We start from the raw sequence: 21404 nt of genomic DNA on the forward strand, positions 1-21404 counted from the left end.
GCGCTGGCGTTCCAGGAGCAAAGGTGGAAAGGCGTGGCTCCGGTAGCCAGGTGCCGAGCAGGCGTAGTCAGGCAAACGACTCTCCTTTTTAAATGCCATATATCGTGATTTAACTGCCATTTCTGAGCTTAAGGTCGCTTATGTTGGATTTAAGCTTTAGTAAGCCTGACGAGGAAAGGATGCAGAGAAACTATTCAGTGCCGCATCAGGTAAAACGGTGTTCTACTTCGCTGAAGTCATGCCAGCCCCAGCTGGATGCTGTCCGTCAGACGTGACTATTCAAGCCCGTTCACAGGCTATCCGGATCCCCAAAGAACATCTGCAACCGCGAGCGTAGCCAGCGCTCGCTGGGGTCGTTGTCCTGCGACCCACGCCAGGCCATATGAAGCTCGAAGGTTTCCATTTCCATAGGCAGTTCCTCGGCGCGCAGCCCGCCCGCTGCGGTGAGCGCATCGGCGGTGTAGTCCGGCACGGTGGCCACAATATCCGTACCGGCCAATAAGGTACCCAACCCATTGAACTGAGGCACGGCGAGCACCACATGGCGCTTGCGCCCCAGCTTTTCCAGGGTGGTGTCGATGAAGCCGCTGAGGTCGCCCGCATAGGACACCAGTGCATGGGGCCGGTCACAGAAATCATCCAGGCTGATCGGCCCCGGCATGGTGTCGGCCCTCAGCAGGCGTGGCTTGCTTCGGCGCAATACCTTGCGCTTGGCATTGGCGGGCAGCTCGTTGGTGTAGCTCACGCCCACCGAGATTTCCCCGGAAGCAAGCAACGCCGGCATCAGAATGTAATTGACCCGCCGCACTACCAGCACGATGCCCGGTGCTTCTGCCCGCAAGCGCTTGAGCAGTTGCGGCAGCAATGCAAATTCAACGTCATCGGATAAGCCCACCCGGAACACTGCCGTGCTGGTGGCCGGATCAAACTCGGCGGCGCGGCTTACTGCCGTGGAGATCGAATCCAGGGCTGGGGACAGCAGCCCGAAGATTTCGGTGGCGCGCGCCGTGGGCTCCATGCTGCGGCCGGTACGCACGAACAAGGGGTCATCGAAGAGGCTGCGCAGGCGCGAGAGGGCAGCGCTGATGGCCGGCTGGCCGAGAAAAAGCTTCTCCGCGGCGCGGGTTACGCTGCGTTCATGCATCAGGGTTTCAAAGACAATCAGTAAATTGAGGTCGACGCGGCGAAGGTCGTTACGATTCATCTGGATCGCTCAGGCAGAGGTCGGGGCGCTGGAGATAGTACGGGGAATGATTGCCGTGGTGTACGTCAAATATTAAATCGCCGCTATAGAGATTGAATCGAGGATCAATATTAGGCATGTTGACTATCAATTTCCCTCGGTGGTGATGTGGGCAAAGCCCGGATAACCTACGTGGTAATAGAAGTGATCAGACGAGGTTAGCGATGTCCCGCACAATCCGTTTTCACAAGTTTGGCCCCGCCGACGTGCTCAAGTGCGAAGCGCTCGAGCCTCGGCTACCAGGGCCGGGCGAGGTGCAGGTACAGGTCGCTGCCATTGGCATATCGTGGTTTGACGTGCTTTGGCGGCAGAATCTGGCCCCCTCCCAGGCACGCCTGCCAGCTGGCATTGGCCATGAAATGGCCGGGGTAGTCAGTGCCGTCGGCACCGGCGTGACCGAGTTCAAGCCAGGCGATCGCGTGGCAAGCTTCCCCGCCACCAGCGCCAACGACTATCCGGCGTGCGGTGAGCAGGTGGTCATGCCCGCGGCAGCACTCACCCGATACCCGGACCTGCTGACGCCGACGCAGGCGGCCGTTCACTACACGCCCTTGCTGGTCGCCTGGTTCGCTTACGTGAAGCTGGCCCATGCCCAGCCTGGCCAGACCGCGCTCATCACTGATGCCAGCCATTGCTCGGGCCCGGCGTTCGTGCAACTGGGCAAGGCGCTGGGTGTGAATGTCATCGCGGCCACCCGCAATGAAACGCAGCGCGAAGCATTGCTGGCGCTGGGTGCGCATAAGGTGATCGTCACCGATGACCAGGACCTGCTCATGCAGATCAACAAGTACACCGATGGCAAAGGCGTCAATATGGTGTTCGACGGGCTGGGCGGGCCGCAAATGTCTCTGCTCGGCGATGTATTGGCACCGCGCGGTACGCTGGTGCTTTATGGCTTGCAAGGCGGGAACCAGACCCCGTTCCCGGCGTGTGCGGCGTTCCAGAAGAACATTCAGTTCCATGTGCATTGCCTGGGTAATTTCACCGGTAAGCCGGAGCTGGGGATCCCTCAGGATGCTGAAGCAGTGCGCCAGGCCCTTGTACAGATCAACCAGCTCACTGCTGATCGCGTGCTTACACCTCAGCCAACTCGGGTGTTCGCGTTCGAGCAGGTAGTGGAGGCCCACCGCTATATGGACGACTGCCCGTGCAGTGGCCGGGCTGTGTTGGAAATAACATCCGCGTAATGCGTGACTCCTGCCGGGCTGCCATTGCAGCCCACTGCCGAGTGTCGGCTTCTCCTACAGTCTCTTGAGATTTTTCCTTCAGTAATCTTCCGGTTCGACCCGCTGCCCGGGCGGGCCGGTATGGCTATCCTTCGGCGCGCTGAATCCGCTACCAAGAAAGCGGGTCGCCTGCGGAGGACTCATGAGCGAAATACACCAACAAGCCCTGGCCAGCATCTATCGCCAAGTGTTGCAGCGCCTTGTCAATGCCCATGGCGAGGCACAACGGCAGGCAATGCTGCGGCTGGCCGAATGGTTGGGTCGCCGCTTCCCCCAGTTGGAGCAGGCTCGCCTGGTGGTGATGTGCTCGGGTGATCGGGATGGCTTGCTCACAATGGCGCTGCTGCGCGGGGCCCAGTTGCTGTTGGCCGAGGCGCAGGGGCAAACGTTCCGGTTGCGCGTGGCCGTGCCCTTGCACCCGGGTATGAGTACCGTCGACCACGGCAACGTACAGCGCGCCTGCGCCGCACTTTTCCTGCATGAAGATGAACGGGTCGAAGTACTGGCAGTAGATGGCACGGCCTTGCACCCCTACGATCGCACCGAACCGGGCCGTGTGGCGCACGTAGGTAATGCAAAGGCCTTGCTGGGTTCGGTCCATGCGGGCCCGGCCGGCATTGGTCTCGAACGCAAGCACTGCCTCATCGGCACTGCTCGTTTGCTGCTGCTGGCGCTTGAGGGTAGTCAGCGGTCCAGCGTGCTGGTAATGGCCCAGCCGCTCGCCAGCCTGTTGCGTCAATACGCTCGAGCCCGGCGCTTGTTGCGCAAGGCAGGGGGCCTTGGCCCTGGTGAGCGCCACCCGGTGCCAGCCTGGTTGCACAGGGTGGCTGGGCTGCTGGAAGGTGCTTCGCCACGCCAGCCCCCGGAACAGGCCGTGGCCGCCCCCTTCAACGTGCAGGCGTTTCTTTCCACCAGCCCGAAGGTGCGCTGGGAACAGGCGACGCAGTGCCTTGGCATGCAGCTCGACCCTTTTTCCCTGCGACGCGATGCACTGGACTGCAGGGATTACCTGCTTGGGGCTTATCTGTCTGCCTTGGCGGCCAAATACCTCAAAGGCGAGGATGCCGCTTCAGGGCTTGTGGAGTGGTTACGGCCCCGATTCGATCGTTTGCGCAAGGAAGGGGTGCCTGTACGCAAAATGGCAGGGTTGCGTGCCGCTTGCCTGGGTGAGCGTGCCATCGACAGCCAGGCGTATCGCCTGCAGCTGCATACGGAAGAGCGTTATGGCATGAACGAAGAGCAGCTGTGCTGTTTGATCTTCAAGCCGTTCGTTGGCCGGGGTGCAGGTTTGAAAGCATTTCTGGAATGCTGCCACCCCGATAAGCTGCATCGTGAAAGTCAGCTACGCCAGGCCCTCGAAGGCCAGATCGGCTCCGCCGAGGCTGTAGGGTGGCTGCAGCGGGTATCCGGTTTGCCACTGCCGATGTTACGTCAACTTTATGCAAGCGTTGCCAAGGGAAGTGGGCAGCATGGCCGCCCGGGCGCAGTGCTGCCTGGCCCCTGCAGTTGCCATGCCGCCCCGCTGGCGGGGCGAACTACACACGGCCTTGGCTCAGGGCGGCAGGGGCAATCGACAAAAGGGGCTGGTCACGGATAACCCGCTGGAGTACAAATGTACTCCATGAAAACAAACATTCTTTCCCCACGTCGCCGCGCCGTCCTTGCCTTCATTCGTGAGCGCATCACTTTGCACGGTCAATCACCCAGCCTCGCCGAGATAAGCGAGGCCTTTGGCTTTGCCTCGCGTAGCGTTGCCCGCAAGCACATTGTGGCGCTGGCCGAGGCCGGGCATATCGAGGTCCAGGCCCATCAGGCGCGCGGTATCCGGCTGGTAGCGCAGGCCGGCCGTGCCGAACTTGTCCAGGTACCCTTGATGGGGCGTGTCGCGGCGGGGTTACCGATCGATCCGGATGTGGGTGTGCATGACCACCTGGCTTTGGACGTGCGGCTGTTCTCGCGCGTGCCGGATTACCTGCTGGAAGTGCAGGGCGATTCGATGCTTGAAGACGGCATTCTGGACGGAGACCTGGTGGGTGTGCAGCGGCTGCAGGAGGCTCGCAACGGGCAGATCGTGGTCGCCAGGCTGGATGGCGAGGTCACCATCAAGCGCTTCGAACACAGCCTTGAAGGTGTGAGGTTGTTGCCCCGCAACCCTGCCTATACGCCAATTGAAGTAGCCCCCGATCGCGATCTGGTGATCGAAGGTATCTTCTGCGGGTTGGTGCGGCGATGAGCGCGGCGGTTGTAAGCCTCGATGGCCTGCTGGGCACGCGCCGTGTCTGGAAAGGCAGCAATACCCAAGGCGAACAGCCCACAACGCCCGCCCAACCCACAGGGCATGCCCAGCTGGATCAGGCCTTGCCCTCAGGCGGCTGGCCGCCCGGGGCCTTGAGCGAAATCCTTATCCCGTTCACCGGTTGCGGCGAATTGCAATTACTGTGGCCAACCCTGGCCCGCCTTACACAGGCCGCCGAGCGCGTGGTATTGGTCGCGCCGCCTTTCATACCCAACCCCCAGGCCTGGCTGGCCGCCGGGGTAGACCTGGGCTGGCTGACTCTGGTGCGGGCTGAAGGCAAGGAAGCGTTGTGGGCAGCTGAACAATGCCTGCGCTCCGGTAGCTGCGCGGCAGTCATGTGCTGGGCGGGGCAGGTCGATGATCGCGCCTTGCGTCGGCTGCAGGTAGCCGCCGAGGCAGGCCAGGCGCTGGGGTTCATATTGCGCGGCAGCCAGGCGGCGGCCAATCCGTCACCGGCCGCGCTTCGCCTGGCGATCGCCCCGGAGCCTGCTGGCTGGACCATTCTCAAATGCCGCGGTGGTTTGCCGCCGGCTCGCCCTATCCCTTGGTTGGCCAACGCCTGAGGTCGCCATGCTCTGGGCCTGTATCCTGTTTCCCCAGTTGGCGCTGGACGTGGTGTTGCGCCATCAACCCGACCCGCTGGCGCCTCTGGCGTTGGTCAGTGGCCCTTCCCAACGCCGCGTGCTGCGCGCGGTCAACCCCTCGGCCCGGGCGCTTGGCCTGCGCCCTGGGCAAAGCTTGAGCGCGGCGCATGCGCTGAGCCGTGATTTTCATCTGGTGGACTACGACCTCAGCCAGGTAAGCCAGGCCCAGCAATTGCTCGCCGCCTGGGGCTATCGCTACAGCTCGCAGGTAAGCCTGCATTTTCCTCGCGCACTGTTGCTGGAGGTCGCCTCAGGCATGGGGTTGTTCGGGCCATGGCCGGCATTCGAGGCAAGGTTGCGCAGTGAACTGCGTGCCATGGGGTTCGCGCACCGTATCGTGCTGGCTACCAACCCCGTGGCCGCGCGAATGCTTGCCAATGTTCACGATGGCCTTGCGGTCACGTCCCCTACCCAGCTGCAGGCCCTATTGGCCCAAATGCCTGTAGACCGGATTGGCCTGGCCAAAGAGCAGGCAACGGCGCTCATGCGCATGGGGCTGCGCAAGGTTGGCCAATTGCTGCGGCTTGAGCGCGCAGCGTTGGCACGACGGTTCCCGGCCCAATTGCTCATGCAGCTGGATCTGTTGCAGGGGCTACGGCCTCAGGCGATGGAGTTCTTCGCGTTACCAGAAGGTTTCGACTGCCGTATAGAGCTCAATTTCGATGTGGAATCCACCGAGGCCTTGCTGTTTCCATTACGGCGACTGATCAGCGACCTGGGCGTGTTTCTGGCCAGCCGTGATGGCGGGGTGCAGCGTTTTGTGGTTCACCTTGAACACGCCGAGGGCGCGGATACCCAGGTTCCGGTAGGGCTGCTCACGGCGGAACGGGACCCCAACCTGCTGTTCGAGCTCACCCGTGGCCGCCTGGAGCCGGTGCAGGTTACCCGGCCGGTACGCAATGTGCGCCTGGTGGCCCGAGAGCTGCCGGCGTATGCCCCGGTGTCACATGGGTTGTTCGAGGCGAGGCTGGCCGCCGGGCAGGGCTGGGAACAGCTGCGTGAACGCCTGCGCGCCCGCCTGGGTGACGACGCCGTGGCCTGCCTTCGTTACCTGGCCGACCATCGCCCCGAGCGTGCCTGGGCACTGGAGGACACCCCTGGGCTTGTGCTGAACGCTGGCCCTGCGCCCTTGCGGCCTGGCTGGTTGTTGCCCAGCCCGGAGCCACTTCCCGACGGGCGCTGGCAATCGCTTTCCGGCCCGGAACGGATTGAAAGCGGATGGTGGGACGGTGGCGATGTGCGTCGCGACTACTTCCGCTTGCGCCTGGCCTCGGGGCGGCAAGCGTGGGCCTACAAGGCTGTGAGCGATGACAGCTGGTGGTTGCAGGGGTGGTTCGGATGACTGCGTATGCCGAGCTGCACTGCCTGTCCAGTTTCAGCTTTCAGCGGGGCGCCTCTACCGCCCTGGAGCTGTTCACTCGCGCCCGCCGGCATGGCTACCGCGCGCTGGCTATTACTGATGAATGCACCTTGGCCGGCATTGTTCGGGCATGGCAGGCGGCCCGGGAATGCTCGGTGCCCTTGCTGGTGGGCAGCGAGATCCAGGTGGACAACGGTGCGCGGCTGGTCGTACTGGTAAGCGATCTGGGCGGGTATCAAGCGTTGTGCCACTTGATCACTTTGGCGCGGCGGCGGGCCGAGAAGGGCAGTTACCGTTCCCTGGCCAGTGATTATCAAGAGGTGGACCTGTCCGGGCTATTGGCCCTGTGGCTGCCTTCGCCTGAGTTGAAGATCGAGCACGGCCAGTGGCTGCAACAGCTGTTCGGCGATCGCTTGTGGCTGGCGGTGGAATTGCACCGCAGTGCCGATGACACCCAGCGCCTGGCGCATCTGCAGGCCTTGGCCGCCAAGCTGGGCATCCGTTGCGTGGCCAGCGGCGATGTGCACATGCATGCTCGCGGGCGGCGGGCGCTGCAGGATACCCTTACCGCCGTGCGTCATCATGTCAGCGTCGCCGAAGCGGGCCAGTGGCTGTTTCCCAATGGCGAGCGTCATTTACGCAGCCTGGCGCAGCTCGCCGAGCTGTATCCACCAGCCTTGCTGGCCGAAACCGTGCACATCGCCGAGCGATGCCGCTTCGACCTCGGCCAGCTGCGCTACCAGTACCCCCATGAAGTGGTGCCCGCTGGCCAAACCCCCACGGCATGGCTGCGTACCCTGACCGAGCGCGGCGCGACCGAGCGCTGGCCAGAGGGTATCCCGGCGCTGGTGCGAACCATGCTGGAGCGGGAGCTGGAGATCATCGCCGACCTTGCCTATGAATCCTATTTCCTGACCGTGCATGACATCGTCGACTTCGCCAGGCGCCAAGGCATCCTGTGCCAGGGGCGGGGGTCAGCCGCGAACTCTGCCGTATGCTTTGCGCTAGGCATTACCGCGATCGACCCGGCCCATACCAGCATGTTGTTCGAACGCTTCATCTCACGCGAGCGCAACGAACCGCCAGACATCGACGTGGATTTCGAGCATGAGCGGCGTGAAGAAGTCATCCAATACGTGTTCAACCGGTATGGCCGCCATCGGGCCGCGCTCACGGCCATCGCCAGCACCTACAGGGCTGCGGGGGCCGTGCGGGATGTGGCCAAGGCCCTTGGGTTGCCCCCGGACCAAGTGAATGCGCTGGCCAGTTGCGTAGGGCGCTTCAGCGACGCACTGCCATCGCCAGAGCGGCTCGCCGAAGCCGGTTTCGACCCTGCCAGCCCGGTGCTGCGCCGGGTGCTCACCCTCACCGGCGAGCTGATAGGCTTCCCTCGCCACCTGTCTCAGCACCCTGGCGGTTTCGTGATTTCCGAGCACCCGTTGCAAACCCTGGTGCCGGTGGAAAACGCCGCCATGGATGACCGCACCGTCATTCAATGGGACAAAGACGACCTGGACATGGTTGGCCTGTTGAAGGTCGATATCCTTGCCCTGGGCATGCTGACCGCGATCCGTCGCTGCTTCGACCTGGTAAAGCACTACCGCGGCCGCCACCTCACCCTGGCCTCGGTGCCCGCCGATTGCGCGGCAACCTACGACATGATCGGCAAGGCCGATACGGTAGGGGTGTTCCAGATAGAATCCCGGGCGCAGATGGCAATGTTGCCCCGCCTCAAGCCGCGCAATTTCTACGACCTGGTGATCGAGGTGGCGATCGTGCGCCCCGGCCCCATACAGGGTGACATGGTGCACCCGTACCTGCGCCGCCGTAATCACGAAGAAGAGGTCACCTACCCGTCGCCAGAATTCGAAGCGGTGTTCAAGCGCACGTTGGGCGTGCCGCTGTTTCAGGAACAGGTGATGCAGCTGGCTATTCTTGCGGCCGATTACACCCCGGGCGAGGCTGACCAGTTGCGCCGCTCAATGGCGGCCTGGAAGCGCCACGGCGGGCTGGACCCGCACCAGCAGCGCCTGCGTGAAGGCATGTTGCGCAATGGCTATAGCGAAGCTTTTGCCCAACGTATCTTCGAGCAGATCAAGGGCTTTGGCAGCTACGGGTTTCCTGAATCCCACGCCGCCAGTTTTGCCTTGCTCACCTATGCCAGCAGTTGGCTGAAATGCCACGAACCCGCAGCGTTCGCCTGCGCCTTGGTCAACAGCTGGCCCATGGGCTTCTACAGCCCGGATCAGGTGTTGCAGGATGCCCGGCGCCATGGCATCGAGGTGCGGCCGGTAGATGTGCGCTACAGCGACTGGGATTGCACGCTCGAGCCTTGCGCAGAAGGGCAGCCGGCCATTCGCATGGGCTTGCGGATGATTCGCGGGCTTGCCCGGCAGGCCGCGCAGCGCGTGAGTGAAACCCGCGAGGCAGCGCCATTCCCCAGCGTGCAGGACCTGGCATTACGGGCAGGGCTGGACAACCGCGCGCGCGAGCTGCTGGCCGATGCAGGCGCCTTGCGTGGCCTGGTCGGGAACCGTCACCGCGCCCGCTGGGAAGTGGCCAGCGTAGAGCGGCAATTGCCCCTGTTCGAAGGGGTCGAACCTGTACCTGATGCGGACGTTTGCCTTCCGGTGCCTACTGCGGGCGAAGACTTGCTGGCCGACTATGCCTCCATCGGTACTACCTTGGGCAGCCACCCCCTGGCCATGCTGCGCGGTGCATTGGCCAAATGGCGCTGCCGCAGTTCCCGAGACCTTGCTACTGTGGCCCATGGCCGCGCGGTCAACGTGACCGGGCTTGTCACCAGCCGACAACGCCCCGGCACGGCCAGTGGTGTCACGTTCGTTACCCTTGAGGATGAATTCGGCATGGTCAATGTGATCGTGTGGCGCGATCTTGCCGAACGGCAGCGCAAGGCTCTGGTCGGCGCCCGGTTGCTACAGGTGCAAGGCCGGTTCGAGCGCCAGGGTGAGGTGTGCCATCTTATTGCGCGTAACTTGCTGGACATGACGCCTCTGCTCACCGGGCTGGATGTTCGCAGCCGGGACTTCCATTGAAGCGGGGCGGTGGGCCCGCTTCGCAACACCGACGCCGTACCGTTGTCATAGCTCACTGGCCAATGAAGGAGAGCCCAGCGCGTGAATATTGATGGTGTGATTTTCGATTCGGACGGCACCCTTGTGGACAGCGAGCGCATCGCCGCAGGCCTGTTGTGGGAAATGCTCGTGGAGCGAGACATCCATTTGCCCCAGGAAGAGGTGTTGGCGCGCTTTCGTGGTGTGCAGTTCAAGGTCTTCACGGCGCGTCTGGTCCAAGCGTACCCCTGGCTTGAGGCCGAACCGTTCATGGCAACGTTCCGCGAGGTCAGCCTGGCAAGGTTCGCGCAAGGCATGCAGCCCATGCCCGGCGCGTTGGCGTTCGTGCGCCAGCTTCACCTGCCGCGTTGCGTGGCGTCCAATGGCCCGCGCAACAAGATCGAGACCTGCCTGGGCAGTGCCGGGCTGCTCGACTATTTCGAAGGCCGGATTGTCAGCGCTTATGAGGTGAACGCCTGGAAACCAGCGCCGGGCTTGATACTGGCCGCCGCTGAGACATTGGAGCTTGCACCCGAGCGCTGCCTGCTGGTGGAAGACAGCCATGCCGGGGTGGAGGCCGGGTTGGCTGCGGGTACCTGGGTGGCCGGGTATGGCGAAGAGGATTTCAGTGCCTACGTCGGCGAGCCGCGGTTCCACCTGGCGCCAACCTACGACGATGTCGCGCGTTTACTGGTTTAGTCCACCGACTGGTTGTTGCGACGCTCATAGTGATCCAGCAGGGGCTGGGTGCTCACACCATGCACGACGATGCTCAAGGCCACCACGGTGAGTGTCAGGCTGGTGCAGGTTCTGGCCACTTCATCGGCCAGCCCGTGCTGGAGGGCGAAGCACAGGTAGTAGATCGAACCGATGCCGCGTATGCCGAACCAGCCCAGCAGCACACGTTGATGGCGGCTGAGGAGGGTGCGGCCACCCCCCAGCCACCACACGGCCAGCGGCCGGATGACGCAGAACAATACCAGGCCAATCCCCACGCCACGCCAGTCCCAATAGTCCCATAGCAGCGCACCAAGCAGCGTGATCAGCAGCACCTCCATTGACCTTTCCACCAAACTGCCAAAGGCCATGATATCGCCCATCATCACCCCGGCGGCCAGTTGAGGCGGTGCCAGGCTATCTATGGGCTTGGCCACCGCGTGTTCCACCGGCAACTGATGGTGGCCAATCACGGGATGCGTCAGCTGCTCAGCCGGCACTTCGGAATTGGTGGAATGTGCCTCGGCCTGGCGCAGCCCCAGCCCGGCGGCGAACACCGCCAGAAAACCGAATGCACCTACGTACCACGCGGCCGAATACGCCAGCGCGATCAGCGCAAGGGCCAGAAAGTCGTTGGGCGACAAGGTGCTGTCCTGATGGCGCACCCTGAGGAAGATCATCAATTGCCCGATCAGCCTGCCCAGGCCGTAGCCGATCAGCAAACCCGCGCTTACGCCCCAGATCACGTCCTTGAGTACCCACCGGGTGAGCCATTCGCCTTCGAATCCGCCGTGCCCGATCAGCAGCAGGCCAAACAATACAAAGGGGAAGGCCGTGCCGTCGTTGAGCCCGGCCTCACCGGAGAGGCCAAAACGCACACGGTCGAAATCCTGCGCGCTATTGACCTGCACCATGTTGGCCAGCACCGGATCCGTGGGGGCGAGCATTGCGCCGACCAGCAGCGACACGCCCCAGTCCAGGTTCAGGACGTAATGGATAAGCACCGCCACGCCGATGATAGAGGCCACCATGACCGGCCCCGCCAACAGGTAGGCGCAGCGCCACGCACTGCGGCCAAACGAAAGGCGCAGCTTGATCCCGGTACCGAACAGGGAGAACAGCACCGCCGCTTCAGTAAGCCGTTCCAGCCAGGGGGTAGATTCACGAATATCCAGGCTGACGACCCCCAGCCCGACCGGGCCGATGGCCAGGCCGACCAACAGGCAAACGGCAGACGTGGTAACAGGCAGCCAGCGCAGGTAGGCGGACGCGAGGGCCAGCAACAGCAGGACCGCGCCGAGAATGGTGATCGCAGTGATAAAACTCATCAGGTCTCAATCGAAACGGTATGTAGTTTTGTGACTGCGTGTTGCGCTGTTAGTTGGAACGGATTCTGGAAACCAGCCCGTTCGTTTCCAGCTCAAGCAAGGCCTGCTTGCGCTCCACACCCCACCGGTAGCCCGATAAACCGCCGTCGCTGCGAACCACCCGGTGACAGGGAATGGCCACGGCCAGGCTGTTGGCCGCGCAAGCCCTGGCCACCGCGCGTACCGCCGTGGGTGCGCCAATGCGCCGCGCCAGCTCCGCATAGCTCACGGTCTCGCCAATGGGGATGTCCTGAAGTGCTCGCCACACACGCTCCTGGAACACCGTGCCGCGCAAGTCCAGCGGCAGGTCCAGCCCCAGCCCCGGTGCTTCCACCAGGCCTACCACCTGAGCCACCACGGCCTCGAAGGCTTCGTCCGCGCCAATAAGCCGTGCCTGCGGAAAACGGTCCTGGAACTGCTCGAGCAGTGCCTGCGGGTCATCCCCCAACAGAATGGCGCACAGCCCCCGGGGGCTTTGGGCCACCAGTATCGCGCCCAGGCTGCATTGCCCTACTGCGAAGTGAATATCGGTTCCGGTGCCCCCATTGCGCCACGCACTAGGGGTCATGCCTAGCCGCGCCGGAGCGCTTTCGTAAAAGCGCCCGTTGGAATTGAAACCCGCTGCGTAGATGGCCTGAGTGACATTACCCGCGCTGTCGAGCTGTGCCTGGGCCCTGCGCGCCTGGGCTGCCTGGGCGTAGGCCTTCGGGGATAAGCCGGTGACGGCCTTGAACACCCGCTGGAAATGGCCCGGGCTGAGCCCGGCCTGTTCTGCCAGGTCGTTCAGCAGGGGCGCTTGCTCGCTGGCATCGATGCGTCGGCAGGCTTCGGTAACCAGGGCAATGTGACGTTGCCGGAGGGCAGAGGGGAGGGTATCGGTGCTCATGCTGAGGGCTCTGGCTGGCGGGTACAGGCCTAATATCGCCCGGAAGGGCAAAGCCATACACTCCGTTTCTTGTGACGTGCGGTATTAAAGTGTGTTCCCGCCCGGCTCAGTATAGAATTCATCATCTTACACCGGCGGGGCGCGCCTTCCGTCCGGTCGGCACCGTGTACCTCATATACAGGCAGGTTTGAACTTGGAACAGCTAAAACGCCTAGCGACTGGAATAGCAGGCCTGGACGCCCTGCTTAAGGGGGGGCTGGTAGCGGGTGCCTCCTACATCGTTCAGGGGCGGCCAGGGTCGGGCAAGACCATCCTGGCCAACCAGCTGAGCTTCAACCATGCCCGCAACGGGGGCAAGGTGCTGGTGGCAACCTTGTTGTCCGAATCGCATGAGCGGCTGTTCCAGTACCTGTCCACCTTGAAGTTCTTCGACCCCTCGCGCATTGGCGAGCAGATCCAGTTCGTGAGCGCGTTCGATACGTTGCAGAGCGAAGGCCTGGAGGAAGTGGTCAAGTTGCTACGCCGCGAAATAGGCCGTCAGAAGGCAACCGTGCTGGTGGTCGATGGCTTGCTCAACGCGCGTACCAAGGCCGAGTCCCAGCTGGACACCAAAAAATTCATCGCCGAACTCCAGGGCCACGCCGCTTTTGCGGGTTGCACGGTGCTGTTCCTCACCAGCGCCCGGCTCGATGACGGCAGCCCCGAACACACCATGGTCGATGGCGTGATCGAGATGGGCGAAGAGCTGATCGGCTCTCGCTCGGTACGCCGCATCCAGCTGCGCAAAACGCGCGGCAGCGGTGCGTTGTCCGGCCTGCACGATTGCGAAATCAACGACGAAGGCCTGGTGGTATACCCGCGGCTTGAAAGCCTCTACAGCCACCCTTCACGCCAGGATCCTGCCGATAGCACCCTGGTGAGCTGCGGCGTGAAAAGCCTGGATGAAATCATCGGTGGTGGCCTCGCGCGGGCCTCGGCTACCCTGGCTCTGGGGCCTGCCGGCGTAGGCAAAACGTCGTTGGGTATCCAGTTCCTGGCTCAGGCCACCCCCGAGGAGCCCGCGCTGCATTTCGGCTTCTATGAAACACCCCAACGCCTGGCCCTGAAGGCCGCAGCATTGGGCATCGACTTCCCGCGCATGCAGCGCAGTGGCGCGCTGCACGTGAGCTGGCAGCCCACCACGGAAGGGTTGCTCGACGGCCTCGGTGCGCGGCTGCTCGAACAGGTTGAAACATACGGCATCAAGCGCGTATTGATCGACAGCCTGGGTGGCATGACCCGGGTGACCACCAACCCCGCCCGGCTGAGCGACTTCTTCAGTGCCCTCACCGGTGAGCTGCGGGCGCGCGGCGTGACCATCCTCGTGACTTGCGAGATGCAAGGGCTGATTGGCCCGGAAATCAACTCGCCGATGCCGGACATGTCCAGCGTCGTGGACAACATCCTGGTCATGAGGTTCGTGGAATACGCGTCTGAACTTAAACGAATGATGACCATTCTTAAAGTCAGAGACAGCATTTACGACCCGACATTGCTGGAAGTCGTGATCGACGCGAAGGGGCTGGATTTCAAAAAAGCGTTCAAACATGCCGAGGCAGTGCTGACGGGCAGCGCCTCGTCCACAAGCCACTGAGTGATCGAGTCAAATTGAAATGACGACCATCCTTATAGTCGACGACGAGTATTTGATCGCCGATATCCTCGGGTTCGCCCTCGAGGACGAGGGGTACATGGTCGTCAAGGCCGGCAATGGTCGAAAAGCCCTCGAGGTGCTGGATCGCGAGCGGCCGAGCCTGGTGATCACCGACTTCATGATGCCGGTGATGGATGGCCTGGAATTCGCTCGCGAAGTGCGCAAGCGCCCGCTGTTTGCCAGCCTGCCGCTGTTTCTCATGAGCGGCGCCCAAGGCAGCATCGGCCGGGCAAGCCCGGATCTGTTCGCAGTGGTGTTCGACAAACCCTTCGATATCGAACAGGTCATCCGTGAAGTCGTCGAGTTCGTCGGGCGGCCTGTAGAGTAATCAATACCGTAATGAAAGAGGTTTCGCATGCCGCATGACGGCAATCTGTTAGGCGCCGCTGTTGTATTTCTTCTCGCCGCCGTTCTGGCGGTTCCCCTGGCTAAAAGGCTTCAACTGGGTGCCGTACTCGGCTATCTGCTGGCCGGTGTTGCCATCGGCCCGGCGGTGCTCGGGCTGGTGGGCAACAGCCAAAGCCTGAACCACCTTTCCGAACTGGGCGTGGTGCTGTTGCTGTTCATCATCGGCCTGGAGCTGTCGCCCAAGCGCCTGTGGGTGATGCGCAAAGCGGTGTTCGGCATCGGCCTGGCGCAGGTGGCGCTGACCGGCTGCGTGATTGGCGCGGTTGCCATGTACCTGTTCTCACAGCCCTTCAACAGCGCGGTGATCCTGGGCCTGGGCCTGGCGTTGTCGTCCACGGCATTTGGCTTGCAAAGCCTGGCCGAGCGGCACGAACTGCATAGCCCTCACGGGCGCCTGGCGTTCGCGATTCTGTTGTTCCAGGACATTGCCGCCATTCCATTGATCGCATTGGTACCGTTGCTCGCCGGTGGCTCCGCCGAGCGGCCGCCACCAAGCCTGGAGCATGGCCTGCAGGTATTGGGCAGTATCGCCTTGGTAGTGGTGGGCGGGCGCTACCTTCTGCGGCCTGTATTTCGCGCGGTCGCCAAGACTGGCATACAGGAAGTGTCTACCGCCACGGCATTGCTGGTAGTGATCGGTACCGCCTGGTTGATGGATCAGGTTGGCGTATCCATGGCGCTGGGGGCGTTCCTGGCAGGGCTGCTGCTGGCGGATTCGGAATACCGGCACGAACTGGAAGCGCAGATCGAGCCCTTCAAGGGCCTGCTGCTGGGGCTGTTCTTCATCAGCGTGGGCATGGGGGCCAACCTGGGCCTGTTGCTGGCCGAGCCGGTGACCGTGATCGGGCTCACCCTGTTGCTGCTTGGGCTCAAGCTGCCCTTGCTGGCGCTGCTGGGTAAGCATGCCGGTGGCCTGCAGCCTGGTTCCGCGTTGCGGCTGGGGCTGGTACTAGCCACGGGCGGTGAGTTTGCTTTCGTGGTGTTCAAGCTGGGTCGCGACAACGGTTTGTTCGACGCACGCCTGTACGACCTGCTGGTGCTTGCCATTACCTTGTCCATGGCCGTCACGCCCCTGTTGCTGCTAGGCGCAGGCCGCCTGTTGGCCCGCAAGGAACGCCCGGAGCCGGTACCGGAGGCGTATCGAAACATCGACGCGGATGCGCCACGTGTGGTCATCGCTGGCATGGGCCGTATGGGGCAGATCGTTGCGCGTATTTTGCGCGCCCAGAAAATCCCCTTTGTGGCCCTCGATACTTCGGTAGAGAGTATCGAACTGTCGCGTAGCTTCTCGGGATTGCCAGTGTTCTATGGTGACCCTTTGCGGGCTGAAATCCTGCGCGCGGCCAAGGTGGACCAGGCTGAGTATTTCGTGATTGCCACCAACGATCCCGACACCAACATCAAAACCGCCGAGCTGGTAAAGCGGCTGTACCCGCACCTCAAGATCATTGCGCGCGCACGCAACCGCCAGCACGTTCACAAGCTCACCGACCTGGGCGCGGACTCCGTGCGTGAAACCTTCTATTCGAGCCTTGAGATGACCCGGCGCACGTTGATCGGGCTGGGCTTGACCGAAGCACAGGCGCAGACCCGCATACGCCGGTTCCAGCACCACGACCAGGTGGTGCTGCGCGAGCAACACCTCGTATACGACGATGCCGCCAAGGTGATCCAGAGCAATCAGGAAGCCCGGGCAGAGCTGGAACGGCTGTTCGAGGCCGATGCCCAGCGCGAAGCGAACGAGCCGGGCTAGAACATCAGCACGCCGTAGAGCCCGAGCGCGCCCAATGCCACGCAGGCAACCGCCAGGGCAAGCACCTCAAGCACTGGCGGTGCCGCGCGGCCATCGTTGATCGCGGCAATGCTCTGGCGGTAGCGGCGTTGCTGGCCCAGCCCGATCGCCAGTGCGGCCAGCAAGGCCAGCGCCACTAGCACGAACGCGAAGCGGCCATGCTGTGGTACCCAACGCAGGCATAGCAGGCTGGCGGCCACCAACGACAACAGGGTGCGCCGCCAGGCCATCCACGTACGTTCAGGCTGCAGGCCGGCATCGGAATGAGCGCGGGTGAGGTTCATGCCGGGCGCAGGGCAATGAATACCAACAGCACGGCCGTCGCCAGCGCGCCGCCGAACGACAGCAAGGGGACCAGCAGAGGTAGCGGCAGGGCACGGCCATGGCGCATGGCGCGTTCCACGTTCAACCAGCGAACGCCAGCAGTGGCGCTCAGGATCAACCCCAAGGTCAGCAGCAGCACCGCCAGCACTTTGCGCGCGTCCGGCGCGAACACGTCACCGGTGAAAGCCTCCACGGCGATCCCTCCAGCCATCAGTGCCAGTGAGGTGCGTATCCAGGCCAGGAAGGTACGCTCGTTGGCCAGGGTGAACCGAGGATCGGGCTCGATTCCGCCGCCGAGCAGCTTGTCCCGCATTGGCGTGCGAGGCGGGGTGGAAGACGGTGATGTCATGGGTCGATCCCGTGGACGGGTAGGCGATAACGCCGGGGCGCAGCCGGTGAGGGCCGCGCCAGGCTCATTTCAGCAATTTGGCGAAGTGGTCGATGGCCAGGGTGTAGCCATGCGTGCCGAACCCGGCAATCACCCCTACTGCCACCAAGGACACATAGGAGTGGTGGCGGAAGGATTCACGCTTGTGCACGTTGGAGATGTGCACCTCAAGCACCGGCACTTCAGCCGCCACCAATGCATCGTGGAGCGCGATGGAGGTGTGGGTCCAGGCGCCCGGGTTGATCACGATCCCGGCGATCCGGCCACGGGCCTGATGTACCCAGTCGATCATCTGGCCTTCATGGTTGGTTTGCTGAAACTCCAGCGCCAGCCCATGCGCATCGGCGGTGGCGCGGCATTGCGCTTCCACATCGGCAAGGGTTTCCTTGCCATATACGGTGGGCTCGCGGGTGCCGAGCATGTTCAGGTTGGGGCCGTTCAAAACCAGCAAGGTGGTTGCCATCAGGTGCGTCTCTCTCTGCAGCAGGCAGGCGGGGCTGCCATGGTAATAGCCCCACCGGATGGCGCGCTACTGCCTTATGCCTTCACGGGCACAGGGGGCAGGTAATACTGGGCGAAGCGCACGTTGTCCACGCCATCCACCAGCTTCTTGAGCTTTTCGTTGAAGGCACGGCCTACTGCATACTGGCCGCCGGAGCTGGTGCGGAACTGCGCCGTCAGGGTGATACCGTTGAGGTCCATCTTGTCCACGCCGAACACTTGCAGCGGGCCTTGCAGGTTGGTCTTGAGCAGCAGGTCTTCGGCGATCTGGTCTGCGGCTTGCTGAATCAGGGCCAGTGCTGTGTCGATATCACTGTCGTAGGTCACCTGTACCGAGAAGAACGCGTTGGCGAACTGCCGAGACTGGTTGGTCACTGCCTTGATCTGGCCGAAGGGCACCGAGTGCACGAAGCCCTTGCCGTCCCGCAGGCGCAGGGTGCGAATGGTGAGGCTTTCCACGGTGCCGGCATGGCCCGAGTCGAGCACTACCCAGTCGCCGATGGCGATGGTGTCTTCGATCAGGATGAACAGCCCCGTGATCACATCCTGTACCAGTTGCTGCGAGCCAAAACCGATCGCCAGGCCGACCACACCGGCACCCGCCAGCAGCGGAGCCACATTGATGCCCAGGTTGGCCATCGTGGTGATGGTGCCGATCACCACCAGCACGATCTTGGTGGCGTTGCGCAGCATCGGCAGGATGGTCTTGATCCGGGTGCTGGGCTGGCGGCTGGCGCGCCTGCCTACCGCAGGCTTGAGCGCTTGCTGGATAGCGGTGTCGATGACCACCCACACCAGCCAGGTGACCAGCAGGATCAAACCGATGCTGCTAAGGGAATTACTGATGGCGCGGCCGACACTGTTGCGGGCCGCGAACTCCAGCACGGAAACGCCCCACGTACGCGCCAGGAGTTCGATGAACACAATGGCGATAATGATCCGCGACAGCGCGTGGCCAAGGCTGCGGAACAATTCTACATAGGGGCGAGGGCGGTCCGGGTCGACTGCGGCCTGGGGTTTGAGCACATGGTGCATGACAGTGCTGAGGAACACCGCGCCGATCAGTAGCACAGTGCTCATCAGTGCCCGCTGCAATGCTTGCTGGCTTTGCTCGCCGGCGCCGATCAAGTGAATGGCCGACACCAGAATCATCAGCAGGATCGGCAGGTACCAGACCGCCGCGAATACCCGCAAGGTTTCCTGCACCGCGCGATGGTCGTGCCGCTGGCGATAACCACGGTTGCGGATGAGTTGGCCCACGGGGCGACGCATCTTCAATACCAGCACGGCGAAGGTGAAGGTAGCCATCAGCCCCACGAACACGGCAATGCTGCCAGTAAGGTTATTGCCCAGCTGCCGGGCAATCTGGGGGCTGGTGAGGGCATCGCCCAGGGCCGCCAGGAAGCCGATCACAAACAGCGGCCGGGGGGCGCCACGCCGCAGCACGTTGACCGCTGCACGCTTGTGACCAACGTTGAACAAGGTGATGGCGCACAGAATCATGGTGGTGGAGAAGATGCCGCTGCTGGTGGCGTAGGCCAGGCACAGCGCCAGGGCCCGGGCGTCGGACGGGGCCAGGTGGCGGCTGACCACCAGCGCCATGCCAAAGCTCAGAAGGGCCGGCACGGTGAACCGCAGCAGGTAACCCAATACGCCGTGCAGCCTGGGCCTGCGGTGAAGGAAACCTTGGCGCCCCACCCGCGACCATGCCACCCGGGCAAGGGTGTAAAGGGCGAAGAAGGTTGCGATCCAGGTAAGGCTCAGCACTGCGAAGTCGCGGGCCAGTTCCCAGCCTGATGCGGCCGCCTGTTGGTCGAACAACCGTCCCGCCTCGGCAGCAGCGCGATCGGTGCGCAAGCGCCAGGTGTCCACCAGGTGTTCATTGAGGTCGAGCTTGTCCTGAACGTTATCGAGGCTGGACGTCAACGTCCCCAGCAGCCCACCCGCTACCAGTACCTCCTTTTCCGCCGGGGCTTGTTCGGGGGCTGGAGTGTCGGCGAAGGCAGGGAGGGCAAGCAGCGTGGCGAGTAACAGAATGACGAGGCGTGGCACGGGGGCAAGGCTCCACAAAGGTTCTCCTCACAGACCCCCACTGCCCGGGAATGTTCGCCCCGCCGGGGAATGAGCGCGTCAACGCTGTCGCCAAACCACAAATGCAAAGGCCCGGCATAAAAGCCGGGCCCGGGTCTGGCAAGCCAAGGGTCACGCCGCGGCGGCGTCCTTTTTCAAGCTGGCCATGTCGATCACGAACCGGTACTTCACATCGCTTTTGAGCATGCGTTCATAAGCCTCGTTGATGCTCTGAATGTCGATCATTTCGATGTCCGAAACAAGGTTGTGCGTGGCGCAGAAGTCCAGCATCTCCTGCGTCTCCCGTATGCCGCCGATCAGCGAACCCGCAAGGCTGCGGCGTTTGAAAATCAGGTTGAACACGGTTGGCGCAGGGTGTGGATGCTCCGGCGCACCGACCAAAGTCATGGTGCCATCGCGCTTGAGCAGGTTAAGGAAAGGATCGAGGTCGTGCTGGGCGGCCACGGTGTTGAGAATGAAGTCCAAGCTATTGGAATGGGCTTGCATCTGCTCGGGATCCTTGGACACCACGACCTCTTTTGCGCCCAGGCGCAGGCCATCCTCGCGCTTGTTGGGAGAGGTAGTGAACAGCACCACATGAGCGCCCATGGCCGCGGCAATCTTTACGCCCATATGGCCAAGCCCACCCAGCCCTACAATGCCCACCTTCTTGCCAGGGCCAACTTTCCAGTGGCTCAGCGGCGAATACGTGGTGATACCCGCACACAGCAACGGCGCGACAGCAGCCAGGTCGCCTTCGTCATGGCTGATACGCAGCACAAAAGCTTCCTTCACCACAATGCGTTCGCTGTAGCCGCCATACGTGTTCTCACCCCCGAACACTGGGCCGTTATAGGTACCGGTAAAACCGTTTTCGCAATATTGCTCGTCGCCTTCGGCACAGGGCGCGCAGTGTTGGCAGCTGTCGACCATGCAGCCCACCCCGGCGAGGTCGCCGACCTTGAAACGGGTGACAGCGCTGCCTACCGCGCTTACGCGGCCAACGATTTCGTGGCCAGGGACGGACGGAAAGAGGGTGTTTTGCCATTCATTGCGGGCCGTGTGCAGGTCGGAGTGGCATACCCCGCAGTACAGAATCTCGATCTGTACATCGTCGGCGTTGGGCGCCCGTCGTTCGATCGCATACGGCTTGAGTGTGTCGGAAGCGTTTTGCGCGGCATAGGTAAGGGTCTTGCTCATTCGAGATCTCCTTATGAAGTTATTAAGGCCGACAGCTCGGTCGCCTGGAACGTTCGACGGGACGGACATCCGGGAAGAAACGGTTTAGCACAAACCGAGCCGGTGCCAAAGCAGCAGGCGCCATCATTCTGTTGAAACCCCGGCTGGCAAAACTCGAACGCGCTAAGTAATTGCTACGCAAGGCACTGATAGCCAAACGAAAGCATAACCGTCCG

At 62.8% G+C, this 21404-nt stretch carries 18 protein-coding genes; 10 read left to right on the forward strand and 8 right to left on the reverse strand.

The features are described 5' to 3' along the window. Positions 1-289: 289 nt before the first annotated feature. Entirely contained in the window at positions 290-1204 is a 915-nt protein-coding gene (locus G7016_RS06395) for a LysR family transcriptional regulator (RefSeq protein ID WP_258195086.1), read from the reverse strand. A gap of 203 nt (positions 1205-1407) precedes the next feature. Here G7016_RS06395 and G7016_RS06400 point away from each other — a divergent pair, with 203 nt between their 5' ends. The 7 genes from G7016_RS06400 to G7016_RS06430 all read left to right on the forward strand — a co-directional run bounded on the left by G7016_RS06400 (position 1408) and on the right by G7016_RS06430 (position 10542). After that, entirely contained in the window at positions 1408-2430 is a 1023-nt protein-coding gene (locus tag G7016_RS06400) for a zinc-dependent alcohol dehydrogenase family protein (protein WP_181112004.1), read from the forward strand. Between the two features lie 181 nt (positions 2431-2611). Then, positions 2612-4066 carry a hypothetical protein gene (locus G7016_RS06405; RefSeq protein WP_181112005.1) on the forward strand — a complete coding sequence of 485 codons (1455 nt, stop codon included), beginning with the start codon at positions 2612-2614 and terminating at the stop codon, positions 4064-4066. A 15-nt stretch (positions 4067-4081) separates the two neighbouring features. Continuing rightward, positions 4082-4702, forward strand: a complete 621-nt coding sequence (lexA, locus tag G7016_RS06410) for a transcriptional repressor LexA (RefSeq protein ID WP_181112006.1) — start codon at positions 4082-4084, stop codon at positions 4700-4702. Beyond that, positions 4699-5328 (forward strand): translesion DNA synthesis-associated protein ImuA, encoded by a 630-nt coding sequence (gene imuA / locus G7016_RS06415; protein WP_181112007.1) that lies wholly within the window; start codon positions 4699-4701, stop codon positions 5326-5328. The genes lexA and imuA overlap by 4 nt, the downstream gene beginning before the upstream one ends. Before the next feature lie 7 nt (positions 5329-5335). Continuing rightward, the gene (locus tag G7016_RS06420) at positions 5336-6751 is read left to right on the forward strand and encodes a Y-family DNA polymerase (protein WP_181112008.1); all 1416 of its coding nucleotides are present in this window, start codon (positions 5336-5338) and stop codon (positions 6749-6751) included. Further along, entirely contained in the window at positions 6748-9825 is a 3078-nt protein-coding gene (locus G7016_RS06425) for an error-prone DNA polymerase (RefSeq protein WP_181112009.1), read from the forward strand. The genes G7016_RS06420 and G7016_RS06425 overlap by 4 nt, the downstream gene beginning before the upstream one ends. Positions 9826-9906: 81 nt before the next feature. Then, positions 9907-10542 (forward strand): HAD family hydrolase, encoded by a 636-nt coding sequence (locus G7016_RS06430; RefSeq protein ID WP_181112010.1) that lies wholly within the window; start codon positions 9907-9909, stop codon positions 10540-10542. Here G7016_RS06430 and G7016_RS06435 read toward each other — a convergent pair. Both G7016_RS06435 and G7016_RS06440 read right to left on the reverse strand, forming a co-directional pair. Continuing rightward, positions 10539-11888: a cation:proton antiporter gene (locus tag G7016_RS06435; protein ID WP_181112011.1), complete on the reverse strand. Its 1350-nt coding sequence runs from the start codon at positions 11886-11888 to the stop codon at positions 10539-10541. The genes G7016_RS06430 and G7016_RS06435 overlap by 4 nt on opposite strands. Positions 11889-11937: 49 nt before the next feature. Further along, entirely contained in the window at positions 11938-12813 is an 876-nt protein-coding gene (locus tag G7016_RS06440) for a bifunctional transcriptional activator/DNA repair enzyme AdaA (RefSeq protein WP_258195087.1), read from the reverse strand. A gap of 193 nt (positions 12814-13006) precedes the next feature. On the opposite strand from G7016_RS06440, the gene G7016_RS06445 reads away from it, so the two are divergent. Genes G7016_RS06445 through G7016_RS06455 form a run of 3 tightly spaced genes read left to right on the forward strand, consistent with a single transcriptional unit; the run spans position 13007 to position 16667 of the window. Next, positions 13007-14446: an ATPase domain-containing protein gene (locus tag G7016_RS06445; protein ID WP_181112013.1), complete on the forward strand. Its 1440-nt coding sequence runs from the start codon at positions 13007-13009 to the stop codon at positions 14444-14446. Positions 14447-14465: 19 nt separating this feature from the next. Next, the gene (locus G7016_RS06450; RefSeq protein ID WP_181112014.1) at positions 14466-14834 is read left to right on the forward strand and encodes a response regulator; all 369 of its coding nucleotides are present in this window, start codon (positions 14466-14468) and stop codon (positions 14832-14834) included. 27 nt (positions 14835-14861) lie between these two features. Then, the gene (locus G7016_RS06455) at positions 14862-16667 is read left to right on the forward strand and encodes a monovalent cation:proton antiporter-2 (CPA2) family protein (RefSeq protein WP_181112015.1); all 1806 of its coding nucleotides are present in this window, start codon (positions 14862-14864) and stop codon (positions 16665-16667) included. On the opposite strand, the gene G7016_RS06460 is transcribed toward G7016_RS06455, so the two are convergent. The 5 genes from G7016_RS06460 to G7016_RS06480 all read right to left on the reverse strand — a co-directional run bounded on the left by G7016_RS06460 (position 16664) and on the right by G7016_RS06480 (position 21189). After that, the gene (locus G7016_RS06460) at positions 16664-16990 is read right to left on the reverse strand and encodes a DUF202 domain-containing protein (protein WP_181112016.1); all 327 of its coding nucleotides are present in this window, start codon (positions 16988-16990) and stop codon (positions 16664-16666) included. The two genes, G7016_RS06455 and G7016_RS06460, sit on opposite strands and share 4 nt — an antisense overlap. Next, positions 16987-17379, reverse strand: coding sequence for a YidH family protein (locus G7016_RS06465; protein WP_181112017.1), 393 nt, complete (start codon positions 17377-17379; stop codon positions 16987-16989). Before G7016_RS06465 ends, G7016_RS06460 begins: the two co-directional genes overlap by 4 nt. Before the next feature lie 64 nt (positions 17380-17443). Then, the gene (aroQ, locus tag G7016_RS06470) at positions 17444-17881 is read right to left on the reverse strand and encodes a type II 3-dehydroquinate dehydratase (RefSeq protein WP_181112018.1); all 438 of its coding nucleotides are present in this window, start codon (positions 17879-17881) and stop codon (positions 17444-17446) included. Positions 17882-17955: 74 nt separating this feature from the next. Then, positions 17956-19971, reverse strand: coding sequence for a mechanosensitive ion channel family protein (locus tag G7016_RS06475; protein WP_181112019.1), 2016 nt, complete (start codon positions 19969-19971; stop codon positions 17956-17958). Positions 19972-20121: 150 nt separating this feature from the next. After that, positions 20122-21189 carry an NAD(P)-dependent alcohol dehydrogenase gene (locus G7016_RS06480; protein WP_181112020.1) on the reverse strand — a complete coding sequence of 356 codons (1068 nt, stop codon included), beginning with the start codon at positions 21187-21189 and terminating at the stop codon, positions 20122-20124. Positions 21190-21404: the final 215 nt, after the last annotated feature.

The organism is Pseudomonas japonica (assembly GCF_013522925.1).
Classification (GTDB): Bacteria; Pseudomonadota; Gammaproteobacteria; order Pseudomonadales; family Pseudomonadaceae; genus Aquipseudomonas; species Aquipseudomonas japonica_A.